The sequence below is a fragment of the Bradyrhizobium lablabi genome, from assembly GCF_001440475.1.
Lineage (GTDB): Bacteria > Pseudomonadota > Alphaproteobacteria > Rhizobiales > Xanthobacteraceae > Bradyrhizobium > Bradyrhizobium lablabi.
In genome coordinates this window covers 176758-191450 of record NZ_LLYB01000123.1, presented here as the reverse complement: position 1 = coordinate 191450, position 14693 = coordinate 176758, and the positions used below count along the sequence as shown (strand labels likewise).

Sequence of the window (14693 nt, the reverse complement as noted above, 5' to 3'; positions counted from 1 at the left end):
GACATGCTCACGTTTTGAGCATGTCTGATTACACTTTGGGCGCGACGGAATGGCGCAGGAAGGTGCAATCCCCGCACAATGCGAAAAGGGCCGGATTCATAATCTGTTAGGGAGCGGTCCCGATCTGGCACGGCATTTGATTCTAAGGGTCCCGGCTGTGCCCGCGTAGTGAACATCTCCGCGTGGTGATCTCAGTCTAGAACGCCCGGTCCCACCGAGCCGGGCCCAAGCGGGGACCAATACCCATGAAAATTGTTATGGCGATCATCAAGCCATTCAAACTGGAAGAAGTCCGCGACGCCCTGACCGCCATCGGCGTTCATGGCCTCACGGTGACGGAAGTCAAAGGCTACGGCCGGCAGAAGGGCCACACCGAAATCTATCGCGGCGCTGAATACGCCGTGAGCTTCCTGCCCAAGATCAAGATCGAGGTCGCAGTGGCCTCGGATCAGGTCGACAAGACCATCGACGCCATCACGTCAGCCGCCAAAACCGGACAGATCGGCGACGGCAAGATCTTCGTCATCAACCTCGACCATGCGGTTCGCATCCGCACCGGTGAGGCGGATGCCGCGGCCCTCTGATTTCGCGCTCAAACCTTACCATTCAGGAGTAAAATCAATGACGTTTAAACGTCCCTATAGCGCGGGACTGGCGGCCCTCGCAGTCGGCATGTTCGCCGCGACCGCGGCTTACGCCGAGCCAACCGTCAACAAGGGCGACAATGCCTGGATGCTGACATCGACAGTGCTGGTGCTGTTGATGACCATCCCGGGCCTGGCGCTGTTCTATGGCGGTCTCGTCCGCTCCAAGAACATGCTCTCGGTGCTGATGCAGGTCTTCTACACCGTCTGCATCGTCGTCGTGCTCTGGGCGCTCTACGGCTACAGCCTCGCCTTCACCGGCGGCTCCGACTTCATCGGCGGCTTCTCGAAGGCCTTCCTGATGGGCGTGACCACCGATTCGAAGGTGGCGACCTTCAGCGTCGACGCCAACATTTCCGAGCTGGTCTACATCTGCTTCCAGATGACCTTCGCGGCAATCACCCCGGCCCTCATCGTCGGCGCCTTCGCCGAGCGCATGAAATTCGCGGCGATCGCGCTGTTCATCCCGCTCTGGGTCACGCTGATCTATTTCCCGATCGCGCACATGGTCTGGTACTGGCCCGGCCCGGACGCGATCCAGGATGCGGCCAAGGCGCTTGCCGCGGCGGCTGACGGTGCGGCCAAGACCGCGGCGCAGGCCAAACTCGACGAGATCAACGCCGATGCCGGCTGGATCTTCAAGAAGGGCGCGATCGACTTCGCCGGCGGCACCGTGGTGCACATCAACGCCGGTATCGCCGGTCTCGTCGGTGCGCTCCTGATCGGCAAGCGCGTCGGCTACGGCAAGGAGCTGATGGCCCCGCACTCGCTGACCATGACCATGATCGGCGCTTCGCTGCTCTGGGTCGGCTGGTTCGGCTTCAACGCCGGATCGAACCTCGAAGCCTCCGGCGGCGCCGCGCTCGCCATGACCAACTCCTTCGTTGCAACCGCAGCGGCGGCGATGGCCTGGATGTTCGCGGAGTGGATCGTCAAGGGCCATCCTTCCGTGCTCGGCGCATTGTCGGGCGCGGTGGCCGGCCTCGTGGCGGTCACGCCGGCAGCCGGCTACTCCGGTCCGATGGGCGCGATCGTGCTCGGTCTCGTGGTCGGCGTCGTCTGCCTGTTCTTCTGCACCGTGGTGAAGAACTCGCTCGGCTATGACGACTCGCTCGACGTGTTCGGCGTCCACTGCATCGGCGGCATCGTCGGCGCGATTGGCACCGGCATCCTGGTGAATCCGGCCCTCGGTGGTGCCGGCGTCATCGACTACACCGCCATTCCGCCGAAGGTCGCCGACTACGACTTCGTTGCCCAGATGACCTCGCAGGTCTGGGGCGTCTGCACCACGCTGGTGTGGTCGGGCATCGGTTCGGCGATCATCTACAAGGTGGTCGACGTAATCGTCGGTCTGCGCGTCAACGTCGAGACCGAGCGTGAGGGCCTCGACGTCACCGAGCACACCGAACGCGCCTACAACATGTAAGTTCTCCCGGGATGCGATCCTTTAAGGGGTCGCATCCACAACTCCGGTTCGGGCACATACCCGGCAATGCCCTGACCGTTGAGGGGCTCCAGCGCAAGCTGGGGCCCCTTTCTTTTTGCCAGAGAGGCAAAACGCCATCACGCCGGTTTACCCGAGAGCCATCCATATTTCGCGCTGAGTTTCGGAAACAGGACGTCCAGCTCGTCCTCGTCCTGCTCGGTCCCCTCGGGTTGATCCGGCATTCTCCGTTGCGGCCGATCGCCGGCGGCCGCGACGACGCCGTCGGTTACGGCGTATTGATAACCTTCGTAGAACCAATCCTCCTCGTCGTCAGGTTCGTCGGCGAGCGAATCGGGGTCTGACAAGGCACGCTCGAATGCCTGACGGCCCCGGGAAATCAACGAGGCACAAAAATCGTCGAAAGTATCGTCGCTGCATCCGCCGTTGATGACGTAAGCCGCGCCCCACAGCGTGTGGCTATAGGCCTTGCCCATCATGGCGTCGAACAGTTGCGCAAATTCAATCGCATCAGCCGCAGGCAGCGCCGCGATTTTTTGCTTCAGCACGTTGCATTTGCGAGCCATGTCGCCGCCTGCAGCGTCGTTCGCATCCTGAACGATTTTCCAGAAACCGGTTTCGTCCATCACATGTTCTCCCCGCGGCATGCCTCGCCCTTTGATTGGATCTTTCTTCGTCTCACCCTTCGGTAGAACCAGCACCCTAACCCAGGAAACGTCGGATCGATGTCAAAACGGGCGACCGGTCAAAAAAAGATTGCCAAAGCGTGGCCGCGGCGGCGGAATGGGGCAACACAACCGGGAGGACGTCATGAAACTCGAAGGCGGATGCTATTGCGGCAAGGTGCGCTATGAGGCCGAGGGCGAGCCGATGATGAAGGCGCAGTGTCACTGCCGCGAGTGCCAATATATCTCGGGCGGCGGACCGAACATGTTCGTGGCGATGCCGGTCAACGGCTTCAAATACACCGCAAGCCAGCCGAAGCAGTTCACCCGCAGCGACCTTGAGCGCGCGGTAACGCGCGAATTCTGCCCGGAATGCGGGACCCACATGGTGACCAAGGTCCCCGGCCTGCCCGCCGTGGTCCTGAAGGTCGGAACCTTCGACGATCCCGCGCTCTTCAATCCGCAATTGGCGATCTACACCTGCGACAAGCAGGCCTTCCACCATGTGCCCGAGGGCATGCCGAGTTTTGAACGGTTGCCGCAGCGGTAGCGAAGCCGTCACGTCCGGAAATTGGCGCGGTGCCCTTGCGCCGCGCCGGATCCAGTTGCCCAGGCCACGGCCTCGCCTGGAACCATCATTCGGCCATCCCGGACGATCCCAAGCGAAAATGCCGTCCACTGGTGAGAAGGCTGTAAAATCGCTGGCGGCACCGATGGTTAATCGCGTCTTAACCCCGCCGTATCTATGGTGATTTGATGGGTTTCCGGGGCTCGCTTCAGCCCCTTGACCGCTTTTGAGAGTACTGGCGTTTCAGACATGGCAATGACCGCCTCTTCCGGCGTGGCGCAGGGCGCCGGCAGTGCAAGCCCTGCCGGCCAGGCCGAGCGCTCACCGTTCTTGCGCACGACCGAGCTGCTGGCACCCTATCAGCCTGCCAAACCATTGATTACGCTGTCCTTAGGCGAGCCGCAGCACCCGGTGCCCGATTTCGTCGGGCCGGTCCTGGCCAAACACATTGCCGAATTCGGCCGCTATCCGCTTGCCAAGGGCATCGAGCCGTTCCGCCGCGCCGCCGCCAACTGGCTTTCGACCCGGTTCCAGCTTCCCCGCCCGGTCGACCCCGAGAGCGAAATCCTGGTGCTGAGCGGCAGCCGCGAGGGGCTGTTTTTCGCGGCGATCACTGCCGCCCGTTATGTCGGCCCGCGCAAGGGCAGGCCCGCGATCCTGATGCCCAACCCGTTTTATCCGGCTTATGGTGCGGGCGCGCGCGCGGCCGGTTGCGAACTGATCTACCTGCCGACGACGCTCGCCAACGGCTTCTTGCCGGATCTCGATTCGCTCGATGAGGCGACGCTGGCCCGAACCGTTGCGATGTTCATCGCCTCACCCGCCAATCCGCAGGGCTCGGTCGCCTCGCGCGACTACTTCACGCGGCTGAAGGGCCTCGCCGACCGCTACGGCTTCATGATCCTGAGCGACGAGTGCTATTCGGAAATCTACACCAGGCAGGCGCCGGGCAGCGCGCTGGAATGCGCCGGGCCCGATTTCACCAACGTCGTTGCGTTCCAGTCACTGTCGAAGCGCTCGAACCTGCCGGGCATGCGCGTCGGTTTTGCCGCCGGTGACCGGAAATTCCTTGCGGCCTTTCACGAATTGCGCAATGTCGCCGCCCCTCAGGTGCCGGTGCCGCTGCAGCATGTCGCGGTTGCCGCCTATAGCGACGAAACCCATGTCGAAGAGAACCGCAGGCTCTACCGCATCAAGTTCGATCTTGCCGACCAGATTCTCGGCAGCCGCTACGGCTATGTGCGGCCGGCCGGCGGCTTTTGCGTCTGGCTCGACGTCTCCGATCGCGGCGGTGATGAGGCGACGGCGGTGAAGCTTTACAGAGATGCAGGGGTTCGTGTGATACCGGGAAGTTATCTGTCGCGGTTGCAGAACGACGGCTTCAATCCCGGCGCGGGCTACATCCGTCTCGCGCTGGTCTCTGATAGCGAATCAACGGCCGAGGCGCTGCACCGGCTGGTCGAAATTCTGGATTAATCGCAGGGCCTCATGAGCATGCCAGCGATCGAACGTGTTATTCCCCTGGTCGGCCATCTGCCGGTCTCGATCCGCGAGGCGCTGGCGCGGCGCCTGCGCGAGCTCGCCGGCGTCTGCCTGATCGCGCTGTCCGGCGTGGCGGCGGCGGCGTTGATGACGTGGTCGGTGCAGGACCCGAGCCTGAGCCATGCGACGTCGCGCCCGATCCGCAACGTTCTCGGCTATCCCGGTGCAATCGGCGCCGATCTCTTGATGCAGATTCTCGGTCTCGGCGCGATCATGCTGACCCTCACGGTCGCGGTGTGGGGTTGGCGCATGCTGACCCATCGCACCTTCGACCGCGAAGCGCTGCGCCTTGGATGCTGGATCCTCTGCACGGTGATCGCGGCCGGCTTTGCAAGCTGCTGGCCGCATGGCGGAGCCTGGGCGCTGCCGACCGGTCTTGGCGGCGTCGTCGGTGACGCGCTGGTACGCGCGCCCGCGGTGGTATTCGGTCCGGCCGGCTTCACCTATCGTCTCGTGCTCGGCATCATCCTGTTTGCGGCGATGTGCATAACCTTTCTGTTTGCCAGCGGCTGGGGCTCGCGCCCGCGCGATGAAGAGCTGACGCCGATCGAAGACGATGACACGCCCTTCGAGGAAGAAGGGGATCGCAGTTCGGTCTCGCTCGGATGGGTGTATCATGCGCTGATGAGCTTGAAGGCGCGGCTCGGTTGGCTGATGAGCGCGGCCTACCGATCACTGGTGTCGAGTTCGCCGCCGCCTCGCAAGGCCTCGTTCGAACGTCAGGAACCAAGCCTCAGCGGTCGCGCCGCGCCAAAACTGGCTCCACAGGAAGAGGACTTCGAGGACGAGGAAGAAGAGGAAGACGAGGAGGAGGAGGAAGAGGCTCCCGCCGCCCGTACCCCACGCAAGAAACCCGCGCCGCGTGCCTCGGCGCGCAAATCGGACAAGTTCGAACTGCCTTCGGTCTCGATGCTGACGGCGCCCAAGGCGTCGGACCGGCAGCCGCTCAGCAAGGCCGAGCTGGAAGCCAATTCGCGCGCGCTGGAAGGCGTGCTCGGCGATTTCGGCGTCCGCGGCGAGATCGTCAAGGCCAACCCCGGCCCGGTCGTGACGCTCTACGAACTCGAACCGGCGCCCGGCATCAAATCCTCGCGCGTCATCGGTCTCGCCGACGATATCGCCCGCTCGATGAGCGCGCTCTCGGCCCGCGTTGCCGTGGTCGCCGGCCGCAACGCCATCGGCATCGAACTGCCGAACGTGCATCGCGAAAAGGTTTATCTTCGCGAATTGCTGACCACGAAGGACGAGTCGCACGCAAAACTTCCGCTCTGCCTTGGCAAGAACATCGGCGGCGAATCCATCATCATCGATCTCGCGCGCACGCCGCATATGCTGATAGCCGGTACCACCGGCTCCGGCAAATCGGTCGCCATCAACACCATGATCCTCAGCCTGGTCTACCGCCTGCGGCCGGATCAGTGCCGCCTGATCATGGTCGATCCCAAGATGCTCGAACTCTCCGTCTATGATGGCATCCCGCATCTGCTGACGCCGGTCGTGACCGATCCGAAGAAGGCGGTTGTCGCGCTGAAATGGGCCGTGCGCGAAATGGAAGAGCGCTACAAGAAGATGGCCAAGCTCGGTGTGCGCAACATCGACGGTTACAACCAGCGCCTCGTCGAAGCCAAGGGCAAGGGCGAGGAGCTGACGCGCACGGTGCATACCGGCTTCGACAAGGAAACCGGCAAGGCGATCTACGAGGAAGAAAAGCTTGAGCTCGAGCCGCTGCCCTATATCGTCATCATCGTCGACGAAATGGCCGACCTGATGATGGTGGCCGGCAAGGACATCGAAGGCGCGGTGCAGCGTCTGGCGCAGATGGCGCGCGCCGCCGGTCTCCACGTCATCCTCGCCACGCAGCGTCCGTCGGTCGACGTCATCACCGGCACCATCAAGGCGAACTTCCCGACCCGCATCGCCTTCCAGGTCACGTCGAAGATCGACAGCCGCACCATTCTCGGCGAGATGGGTGCCGAGCAACTGCTCGGCCAGGGCGACATGCTCTATATGGCCGGCGGCGGCCGCATCAGCCGCGTGCACGGTCCCTTTGCCTCCGACGAGGAGGTCGAGAAGGTGGTACGTCACCTGAAGACGCAAGGCGCGCCCGAATATCTGGAAGCTGTTACCGCGGAGGAACCGACCGAGGAAGACGGCGCGGTATTCGATTCTACCGGCATGGGCGCCGATGGCGGCGGCGACCTGTTCGCGCAGGCGGTTGCGATCGTCAAACGCGACCGCAAGGCCTCGACTTCCTACATTCAGCGCCGGCTGCAAATCGGCTATAACCGTGCCGCCTCGCTGATGGAACGAATGGAACAGGAAGGCATCGTCGGACAGGCGAATCACGCCGGCAAACGCGAAATTCTGGTCGAGGAGGAAGAGGGCGGATTCTAGATCAGGGCGCCGAATGGGGGGATTTGGCGCAACTATTTTCACGGAAAAACGATATCTCCTTTGGTCGAAAGCACGATAAACTGGCCCCCAGCGGGACGCCTCGTCGAATAGAGATCCGAATACCTGATGACAGAACAATCTACCCATCGCGGGCTGCGCTCCGGACTGGCCCTTTTGATCGCCACCTCCATCGCCGGCTTCGCGACGCCGACGTCTGCGCAGAACGTGCCGGTTCCTAAGCCCGCGCCCAAGGCGCGCGAGGGCGGCGTGCAGATGAGCGCGCAGGACAAGGTTCCGATGACCACGGGCGCCACCCAGGCACCGCCGAATCCGGTGATCCCGAACCCGAACCGCAATGTCCCGGCCAATGTGTTTGCCACCTTCGATGCCAACCAGAAGGCACAGGCTGCCCGGGTGAGTTCGTATCTGTCTTCGCTGCAGACGTTGGTCGGCAATTTCGTCCAGGTCGGGCCCGATGGCAGCAAGACCAAGGGCGATTTCTACATCCAGAAGCCGGGCAAGGTGCGCTTCGAATATGACGACCCGAGCCCGATCGCGATCGTCGCCGACGGCTCGTCGCTGGCGGTGCGTGACCGCAAGCTCGCGACCCAGGACATCTATCCGCTGTCGCAAACGCCGCTGCGTTTCCTGCTGTCTGATAGGATCGATCTGTTGAAGGACACCAATGTCGTCAGCGTCACGGCCGATGACGTCTTCATCAGCGTCACCATCGAGGAGAAGCAGGCCCTGATCGGCACCAGCCGGCTGATGCTGATGGTCGGCACCAAGGACGGCCAGCTCAAGCAGTGGACGGTGACCGACCCGCAGGGCTACGACACCACGGTTGCGGTCTACAATCTGGACTCGTCCAAGAAGGTCGATCCCGGCCTGTTCAAGATCGACTTCACCAACTACATCACGCCCGCGAACTGAGCGGCGCGCATTTCTCGGAGCCGTAGGGTGGGCAAAGCGCAAGCGTGCCCACCATCCTCACCGAGATCGGGATGCATGTTGGGCACGGCGCAGGTGCGCCTTTGCTCATCCTGCGAAATTCAGCCTGTGGACAAACAGCAGGACGTCGTCAGGAACCGTGGTAATACACGGCCCTCATGCGTTTCTCCCTGACAACGTGGAATATCAATTCGGTGCGGCTACGCATCGACATCGTCGCCAAATTCCTTAAATCGGCGCGGCCGGATGTGCTGTGCCTGCAGGAGACCAAGTGCATCGACGACGCGTTTCCGCTGAAGCGATTCAAGCGTCTCGGCTATGAGCACGTCGCGCTGAACGGGCAGAAGGGCTATCACGGTGTCGCCATCGTCTCGAAACTGCCGTTCGAGGCCACCGATATCAGGACCTTCTGCGACAAGATCGATTCGCGTCACATTTCAGTATCGTTCGGCGAAAAGGCGCAGCTTGCAAAACCGCTGGTGCTGCACAATTTCTACGTTCCGGCCGGCGGCGACATTCCCGATCCCGCGCTCAATCCGAAGTTCGATCACAAGCTGAAATTCCTCGACGAGATGAAGGCCTGCGAACCGCTGCACCCGCGCGGTGACGACCGGCATATCCTGGTCGGCGACCTCAACGTGGCGCCGCATGAAAACGACGTGTGGTCGCACAAGCAGCTTCTGAAGGTGGTCTCGCATACGCCGATCGAATGCGAGAAGCTCCTGGCGGCACAGGCCCATGGCGAGTGGTTCGACGTCGCGCGCGAGCGGATTCCACTGTCGGAAAAGGTCTACACGTGGTGGAGCTACCGCGCCGCCGACTGGACGGTCGGCGACCGCGGCCGTCGGCTCGACCACATCTGGGTGTCGCGCGCGCTGAAGGACGGTGTCAGCGATTTCAGGATCAGCCGCGACGCCCGCGGCTGGCAGCGCCCGTCCGACCACGTGCCGGTGACGGTCACGCTGGAGGTGTAGCGATCAGATACTCAGCTTGGCGCCGGCCATCAGAATATCGCTGGCGAGCTGGCTGGTGCGTGTGGCGAGTTCGTCGCGCAGGCGACGCGCGGCGGCAGGATCGCTTTCGAGCACGCGCTGAAACAGGCTGCGCGCCACCCGGATGACCGAGGAATGATCGAGCGCGACCGCGCTCGACGGCCGTTTCATCGCAACGATCAGTGCCAGTTCGCCGATCAGGGAGCCGGGGCCGGCGACGACTTCAGCGCCGCCATCCTCGACGCGGAACGAACCGCGCTGCACGATATAGCCGGCATCCGCATCGTCGCCGGAGTTGAACAGATAATCGCCGGGGGAGAAATCGCGCTGCTCCGAGCCGATCGCCAGCATGCGCAGCGCCGCCGTCCCCAACAGGCGCAATGTCGGGACCCGCTCGAGCAGGGCTACATCATCTTCGATCGACATGGACCGGTGACCGGAACGCGCGGAAAATTACCAATCGTGGCTGCGAGATCGTATCACGGAACCAGCTTGTAGCCACCGGCTTCCGTCACCAGGATTTCCGGGTTGGCCGCATCCTTCTCGATCTTCTGCCGCAGCCGGTAGATATGGGTTTCCAGCGTGTGCGTGGTAACACCCGAATTGTAGCCCCAGACTTCCTGCAGCAGCGTCTCGCGCGATACCGGCAACTGGCCGGCGCGGTAGAGGAAGCGCAGGATCGCGGTTTCCTTCTCGGTCAGCCGCACCTTTCGGGCATTGGCGGCGGTCAGCATCTTCGAGCCGGGCCGAAAGCTGTAGGGACCGACGGAGAACACCGCGTCCTCGCTGGCCTCATGCTGGCGGAGCTGCGCCCTGATCCGCGCGAGCAGGACGGCGAACCGGAACGGCTTTGCGACGTAGTCATTGGCGCCGGATTCGAGGCCCAGAATGGTGTCGGAATCGGTATCGTGGCCGGTGAGCATGATGATCGGCGCCTTGAAGCCGCCCTTGCGGAGGCTGCGCACGACTTCACGTCCGTCGGTGTCCGGCAAGCCGACATCCATCAGCACCAGATCGGGGGAGTTAGCCTTGGCGGCGCTGGCGCCCTTGGCACCGGTATCGACTGCGGAGGCTTCGAACTCCTCATGCAGCGACAATTGCTCCACCAGCGTATCGCGGAGATCGGTATCGTCATCCACGATCAGGATCTTGCGGGCATTGGGCATAGGATACGATCCTCTTGAGGCAGGCGGCGGACACAGGCGGGAGCGTCTCAAGCCGGGTCTTGGTCGATGACAAACCTGATTCGCGGGCAAATTTCGCTAGCAAGCCGGGTCATCAGGGCACTGATTCGTATTGAGGTAAGAGATTGTTACAGATTCACAAGCCGAGCACAGTCTATCCCAAATTTGAGGAACGTCTGGATGAATGTCCTGTAATGGCGTCAATTAGATTAGCAGCGGCCGGGCAGGCAATCCCCGGATTTGGGCATTGGCATGGAAAACAACCCAATTTCAATCACTTATAAGACAGCTACGCGTGATCGGCCGCTTGCGGCGATCCGGGTCCAACGGGCCGCTGGCGACCCGCGCCGGGGGTGGCTGAGCGCAGACGGCTGGTCTGTTCCGGTGGCACTTGGCCGCGGCGGCATCCTCGCCAACAAGCGGGAGGGCGACGGCGGCACCCCACGGGGCACGTATTACCCGCTGCAATTGTGGTGGCGCGCCGACCGCCATACTCGACCCCGGACCTATCTGCCGGCCCGGCCGATCCGGCCCGAGGACGCCTGGTGCGAAGACCCGCGCGACCGCCATTACAATCAGCCGATCCGCCTGGTCCGCGATCAGCCCGGCGACCGGCTGACGCGCGAAGACCATCTCTACGACTTCATCGTCGAGATCGATCACAACAGCGCGCCGCGCATTGCCGGCCGCGGCAGCGCCGTGTTCCTGCATCTGGCGCGCACCAATTTCTCGCCGACGGCCGGATGCGTCTCGATGACGAAATCTGCCATGCTGCGGCTGTTGCGGCGCCTGGGGCCGCAGACCAAAATCATGATCGGCTGACGGGAATCACACGCGATGCTCGACAAGAACGCAATAGCCTCCGCATCAAAGACGCTGCACGACCACTGGCGCGCCGGCACCAAACTTTCCGGCCTCGACGAAAAGCTGCGGCCACGCGACCGGATCGAGGCCTACGCGATCCAGGCGGCAATCGAAAAGTATACGTCCGCAAGCCTGTTCGGCTGGAAGATCGCAGCTACCAGCGAAGCCGGACAAAGGCACATCAATGTCGATGGGCCGATGGCCGGGCGCATTCTGGCCGAGACCGTCATTCCAGATGGCGGAACGGCTTCGATGGCAGGCAACGACATGCGCGTCGCCGAGCCCGAATTCGCTTTTCACATGCGTGTCGATCTGCCGGCGCGACCGACACCCTATACGGTCCAGCAGGTGCTCGATGCCGTCGACACGCTGCATCCCGCGATCGAGATTCCCGACTCGCGCTTTGCCGATTTCGCCGCCGCCGGCGAAGCGCAGCTCATCGCCGACAACGCCTGCGCGCATCTGTTCGTGCTGGGTCCTGCCGCAACAGCCGACTGGCGTTCGATGGACCTCGTCGAGGAACGGCCGGTCATGACGATGCGCGGCGAAAAATTCGTTGGCCACGGCAAGAACGTGCTTGGCGATCCCCGCGTTGCACTGACATGGCTAGCCAATGAATTGCGCCAGCTTGGCGTGACGCTGAAAGCCGGCCGTATCGTGACGACGGGCACCTGCCATCCGCCGCTGCCGATTCAATCGGGCGATTTTTTCGCGGTTGATTTTGGAGCGCTTGGAAAGGTTTCGGTTGGGTTCGAGTAGCTCTCTCCGCCGTCATTGCGAGGAGCGATAGCGACGAAGCAATCCATCTATCCCCGTGTTGAGGTATGGATTGCTTCGCTTCGCTCGCAATGACGGAAATCTACCGCGCCCCGAAAATCGCCGAGCCGACGCGCACATGCGTCGCGCCCATCTGGATCGCGACCGCGAAATCGGCGCTCATGCCCATCGATAGATTCTTCAGCCCGTTCCGCGCGGCGATCTTGGCTGTCAGCGCGAAATGCGGCGCCGGTGCGTCGTTGACCGGCGGGATGCACATCAGGCCGGAAATGACCAGACCGTATTTGTCGCGGCAGCTCGCGATGAAGGCATCGGCCTCGCCGGGCGCGATGCCGGCCTTTTGCGGCTCCTCGCCAGTGTTGATCTGAACGAACAATTCCGGCCGTTTGTTCTGCGAATTGATTTCCTTGGCCAGCGCTTCGCAGATGCTGGGGCGGTCGACCGAATGGATGCCGTCGAACAGCGCCACGGCCTCCTTCGCCTTGTTGGATTGCAGCGGCCCGATCAGATGCAGGGCAAGCCCGGGATGGGACGACACCAGCGCCGGCCATTTTGCCTTGGCCTCCTGCACGCGGTTTTCGCCGAACACGCGCTGGCCGGCATCGATGACCGGTGAAATGGCAGTTGCGTCGAACGTCTTCGACACCGCGATCAGCGTCACCGATGCACGCTCGCGGCGCGCTTCCTTGCACGCGCGCGCGATGTCCTGCTCAACTTGAGCCAGGCCAATTGGTAAAGACTTGGTTAGCGGCGTCGTCATCTCTCTCGCATCGTATCGGATTCCTGCGAGGAGATTTTACGGCATTTCCTCGAATTTTACCAAGTTCGGGAAAGGCTTTTTGAACCCTTCGCTCTACCCTGTGGTGTGGGGGGCAGGATGTCTGGCGTTACTTTCAACCGCAAGCGGGTCAAACTCAAGAAGCTGCTCGGAATCCGCGCGCGGCTTGCGATGCTGGCCGTGCTGCTGGTGGCGCCCTTGATGCTGGAGCGGGTCCGCTCGCTCGAAGACACCCGCGCCAGGCAGATCGCGACCGCTTCGGAAGAATACGCCAACATCACCCATCACAGCGCCGAGACCCAGCGCGAGGTAATCTCCTCCGTCGAGACCATGCTGAAATCGGCGGCCTATATCCGTGCCTCCAGCGGCATCGGGCGCAGCTGTGAAATCCTGCGCGCCAGCCTGCCTGCCAACCTGCCCTGGATCCGCAGCATCATGCTCGTGAGCAAGGAAGGCACGGTGCAGTGCTCGACGCTGAACATCCAGGTCGGCCTCAACATCAGCGATCGCGAATATTTCAGGAAGGCGCAGGAGACGCGCGATTTCGTCTTCAGCGACTATTTGTTCGGCAAGACCAACAACCGGCCAATCATGATGGCGGCCTATCCGGTCGCCGCGATCAACCGGGAAGAGGAATCGGTGGCGGTCGCCGGCATCAATCTCGACTGGCTCTCGAAGATCATGGCCAATTTCGGCGGACGGCCGGGCATCTCGGCGCTGCTGATCGACAGCACCGGCGTGGTGCTGGCGGCGCCGCCGGACCAGGCCAGCATGATCGGCCAGCCACTCGACAACGTGCCGCTGTTGTCGGCCATCACCTACAAGGCGCTCAGCTCCAACTCCGATACCGGCTCGCTTTCCTTTGCCGCGACCGACGGCTCCAAGCGCGCCGTCAGTTTCGCGCGCATTCCCGGCACGCAATCGCGCCTGATCGTCAGCGTCGACGAGGCCAAGGTGACGGCAGCGATCAATCGCGAGATCCGCACCGCCTATCTGCAACTCGGATTCGTCTGCCTGTTCGTGCTACTCGGCGCGCTGATCGGCGCCGAGAAACTCATCATCAAGCCGATCGAGGTCATGACCGGCATGGCCAGGCGCTTCGGCGAAGGCGACTGGACGGCCCGCGTCGCGCGCAGCCGCCTGCCTTCGGAATTCATGCCGCTGGCCCGCGCCTTCAACGCGATGGCGGCCCAGCTCAGCCAGCGCGAGCGCGAGCTGGTTGCCACCAACGACCGGCTCACCGTGATGGCCTCGATCGACATGCTGTCGGGTCTCGCCAACCGCCGCGGCTTCCAGAGCCGGCTCGATTTCGAATGGCTGAAGGCGCAGCAATATCATAGCGAGCTGTCGCTCCTGATGATCGATGTCGATCACTTCAAGCTCTACAACGACACCTATGGCCACCCGGAAGGCGACGCCTGCCTGACCCGGATCGGCGAAACGCTGGCCGGGATCGCCGCCGACACCATGGGCTTTGCCGGCCGCTATGGCGGCGAGGAATTCTGTCTGTTGCTGCCGAACACCAGCCCGCAAAAGGCGCTCGAGATCGGTGAAACGGTGCGCGCAACCGTTCAAGGCCTCGCTTTGCCCCACATCACCTCCAACCATCTCACCGTCACCGTGAGCGTCGGCGTCGCCGCCACGCTACCCAGCGACACCCAAACCCCCGGCGACCTGATCGAGGCCGCGGACGCCGCCCTCTACGCCGCCAAACACCGCGGCCGCAACACCGTGGTCGAGCACGGCTTTGCCAAGCTGGTCGACGAGGCCGGGATGGCGATGGCGGGGTGAGCCGACGCGCCACGCCGCCGGCCAAATGACCGTTCTGCCCCTCCCCAACCCGTTGACCCCGCAGCCGCTTTTGTGGCCTAGTCCGCCGTCCTCTGGACG

General features: G+C 62.9%; 14 protein-coding genes. 10 read left to right on the top strand and 4 right to left on the bottom strand.

Going from position 1 to position 14693, the window contains the following annotated elements:
• Positions 1 to 245: 245 nt before the first annotated feature.
• Positions 246 to 584 (top strand): P-II family nitrogen regulator, encoded by a 339-nt coding sequence (locus CQ14_RS34825; protein ID WP_008142813.1) that lies wholly within the window; start codon positions 246 to 248, stop codon positions 582 to 584.
• 37 nt (positions 585 to 621) lie between these two features.
• Positions 622 to 2070, top strand: a complete 1449-nt coding sequence (locus CQ14_RS34820) for an ammonium transporter (RefSeq protein WP_057862269.1) — start codon at positions 622 to 624, stop codon at positions 2068 to 2070.
• Positions 2071 to 2207: 137 nt separating this feature from the next.
• Here the strand turns inward: CQ14_RS34820 and CQ14_RS34815 are convergent, their stop codons facing one another.
• Complete coding sequence (locus tag CQ14_RS34815; RefSeq protein WP_057862268.1) at positions 2208 to 2714, bottom strand: DUF4240 domain-containing protein; 507 nt, start codon at positions 2712 to 2714, stop codon at positions 2208 to 2210.
• Between the two features lie 184 nt (positions 2715 to 2898).
• Here CQ14_RS34815 and CQ14_RS34810 point away from each other — a divergent pair, with 184 nt between their 5' ends.
• From CQ14_RS34810 to CQ14_RS34790, 5 genes are all read left to right on the top strand, one after another.
• On the top strand, positions 2899 to 3303 hold the full coding sequence (locus CQ14_RS34810; protein ID WP_057862267.1) for a GFA family protein: 405 nt from the start codon (positions 2899 to 2901) through the stop codon (positions 3301 to 3303).
• Positions 3304 to 3570: 267 nt separating this feature from the next.
• Positions 3571 to 4797: an aminotransferase class I/II-fold pyridoxal phosphate-dependent enzyme gene (locus CQ14_RS34805; protein WP_057862266.1), complete on the top strand. Its 1227-nt coding sequence runs from the start codon at positions 3571 to 3573 to the stop codon at positions 4795 to 4797.
• A 12-nt stretch (positions 4798 to 4809) separates the two neighbouring features.
• Entirely contained in the window at positions 4810 to 7257 is a 2448-nt protein-coding gene (locus tag CQ14_RS34800; protein WP_057862265.1) for a DNA translocase FtsK, read from the top strand.
• 126 nt (positions 7258 to 7383) lie between these two features.
• Entirely contained in the window at positions 7384 to 8190 is an 807-nt protein-coding gene (locus CQ14_RS34795) for an outer membrane lipoprotein carrier protein LolA (RefSeq protein ID WP_082650158.1), read from the top strand.
• A gap of 176 nt (positions 8191 to 8366) precedes the next feature.
• A complete protein-coding gene (locus tag CQ14_RS34790; protein WP_057862264.1) occupies positions 8367 to 9182 on the top strand; it encodes an exodeoxyribonuclease III in 816 nt (271 codons plus the stop codon).
• A gap of 3 nt (positions 9183 to 9185) precedes the next feature.
• On the opposite strand, the gene CQ14_RS34785 is transcribed toward CQ14_RS34790, so the two are convergent.
• Together CQ14_RS34785 and CQ14_RS34780 are read right to left on the bottom strand one after the other, a co-directional pair.
• On the bottom strand, positions 9186 to 9626 hold the full coding sequence (locus CQ14_RS34785) for a cyclic nucleotide-binding domain-containing protein (RefSeq protein WP_057862263.1): 441 nt from the start codon (positions 9624 to 9626) through the stop codon (positions 9186 to 9188).
• A 53-nt stretch (positions 9627 to 9679) separates the two neighbouring features.
• A complete protein-coding gene (locus tag CQ14_RS34780; RefSeq protein WP_028348340.1) occupies positions 9680 to 10366 on the bottom strand; it encodes a response regulator transcription factor in 687 nt (228 codons plus the stop codon).
• A gap of 270 nt (positions 10367 to 10636) precedes the next feature.
• Between CQ14_RS34780 and CQ14_RS34775 the strand changes: the two genes are divergently transcribed.
• Both CQ14_RS34775 and CQ14_RS34770 read left to right on the top strand, forming a co-directional pair.
• A complete protein-coding gene (locus CQ14_RS34775; protein ID WP_057862262.1) occupies positions 10637 to 11206 on the top strand; it encodes a L,D-transpeptidase family protein in 570 nt (189 codons plus the stop codon).
• A gap of 15 nt (positions 11207 to 11221) precedes the next feature.
• Positions 11222 to 12007, top strand: a complete 786-nt coding sequence (locus CQ14_RS34770) for a 2-keto-4-pentenoate hydratase (RefSeq protein ID WP_057862261.1) — start codon at positions 11222 to 11224, stop codon at positions 12005 to 12007.
• A gap of 100 nt (positions 12008 to 12107) precedes the next feature.
• Here CQ14_RS34770 and CQ14_RS34765 read toward each other — a convergent pair whose 3' ends face one another.
• Positions 12108 to 12785 carry a YggS family pyridoxal phosphate-dependent enzyme gene (locus tag CQ14_RS34765; protein ID WP_057862260.1) on the bottom strand — a complete coding sequence of 226 codons (678 nt, stop codon included), beginning with the start codon at positions 12783 to 12785 and terminating at the stop codon, positions 12108 to 12110.
• A 117-nt stretch (positions 12786 to 12902) separates the two neighbouring features.
• Between CQ14_RS34765 and CQ14_RS34760 the strand changes: the two genes are divergently transcribed.
• Entirely contained in the window at positions 12903 to 14594 is a 1692-nt protein-coding gene (locus CQ14_RS34760) for a diguanylate cyclase domain-containing protein (protein WP_057862259.1), read from the top strand.
• Positions 14595 to 14693: the final 99 nt, after the last annotated feature.

What these genes read in the sequence shown, in the direction of transcription:
- CQ14_RS34805 (WP_057862266.1), top strand. Translation starts at nt 3,571, where the DNA reads ATGGCAATGACCGCCTCTTCCGGCGTGGCGCAGGGCGCCGGCAGTGCA.
- CQ14_RS34760 (WP_057862259.1), top strand. Translation starts at nt 12,903, where the DNA reads ATGTCTGGCGTTACTTTCAACCGCAAGCGGGTCAAACTCAAGAAGCTG.
- CQ14_RS34765 (WP_057862260.1), bottom strand. Translation starts at nt 12,785, where the DNA reads ATGACGACGCCGCTAACCAAGTCTTTACCAATTGGCCTGGCTCAAGTT.
- CQ14_RS34815 (WP_057862268.1), bottom strand. Translation starts at nt 2,714, where the DNA reads ATGGACGAAACCGGTTTCTGGAAAATCGTTCAGGATGCGAACGACGCT.
- CQ14_RS34790 (WP_057862264.1), top strand. Translation starts at nt 8,367, where the DNA reads ATGCGTTTCTCCCTGACAACGTGGAATATCAATTCGGTGCGGCTACGC.
- CQ14_RS34770 (WP_057862261.1), top strand. Translation starts at nt 11,222, where the DNA reads ATGCTCGACAAGAACGCAATAGCCTCCGCATCAAAGACGCTGCACGAC.
- CQ14_RS34785 (WP_057862263.1), bottom strand. Translation starts at nt 9,626, where the DNA reads ATGTCGATCGAAGATGATGTAGCCCTGCTCGAGCGGGTCCCGACATTG.
- CQ14_RS34800 (WP_057862265.1), top strand. Translation starts at nt 4,810, where the DNA reads ATGAGCATGCCAGCGATCGAACGTGTTATTCCCCTGGTCGGCCATCTG.
- CQ14_RS34775 (WP_057862262.1), top strand. Translation starts at nt 10,637, where the DNA reads ATGGAAAACAACCCAATTTCAATCACTTATAAGACAGCTACGCGTGAT.
- CQ14_RS34820 (WP_057862269.1), top strand. Translation starts at nt 622, where the DNA reads ATGACGTTTAAACGTCCCTATAGCGCGGGACTGGCGGCCCTCGCAGTC.
- CQ14_RS34795 (WP_082650158.1), top strand. Translation starts at nt 7,384, where the DNA reads ATGACAGAACAATCTACCCATCGCGGGCTGCGCTCCGGACTGGCCCTT.
- CQ14_RS34780 (WP_028348340.1), bottom strand. Translation starts at nt 10,366, where the DNA reads ATGCCCAATGCCCGCAAGATCCTGATCGTGGATGACGATACCGATCTC.
- CQ14_RS34825 (WP_008142813.1), top strand. Translation starts at nt 246, where the DNA reads ATGAAAATTGTTATGGCGATCATCAAGCCATTCAAACTGGAAGAAGTC.
- CQ14_RS34810 (WP_057862267.1), top strand. Translation starts at nt 2,899, where the DNA reads ATGAAACTCGAAGGCGGATGCTATTGCGGCAAGGTGCGCTATGAGGCC.